The organism is Streptomyces sp. NRRL B-1347 (assembly GCF_000720325.1).
GTDB lineage: Bacteria > Actinomycetota > Actinomycetes > Streptomycetales > Streptomycetaceae > Streptomyces.
Map to the genome: position 1 here is coordinate 1 of NZ_JOJM01000272.1, position 463 is coordinate 463.

Below are 463 nucleotides of genomic sequence, written 5' to 3' on the forward strand. Positions count from 1 at the left end.
ATCCGCCAGCCCCATCCCCGCAAGCTCCGCCGCCTGCTCCACACCAGCCGCATGGAAGACAGCCCTCAGCGGAAACTCCTCCGGAACCGCCTCCAGCACACCGGCCAGCGCCTTCTGGTCAGAGACATCACACGCCGCCACCGTCACCCGGGCACCGAGCGCTTCGAGTTCCTCACACAACTCCGTTGCGCCCGGCGCCTCAAGGCCCCGACGACTGGTCAACACCAGATGCTCGGCACCGTTGCCCACCAGCCAGCGGGCCACCCGGCTGCCGAGCGCACCCGTACCTCCGGTCACCAGCACCGTGCCACGCACCCGCCACGTCGTCGCGTCGGCCACGGGCGCGGCCGACCGCGTCAGACGGCGTACGAACACACCAGAGCCACGCACCGCGACCTGATCCTCAGCAGCCTCACCGGCCCCGCCGGACAGCACGCCCACCAGCCGCGCGACCGCACGCTCA

1 protein-coding gene is annotated in these 463 nt (G+C 71.3%); it reads right to left on the reverse strand.

From position 1 onward, the window contains the following. The coding region (locus IG74_RS47345; protein ID WP_037827554.1) for an SDR family NAD(P)-dependent oxidoreductase at positions 1–463 on the reverse strand (463 nt) is incomplete at both ends.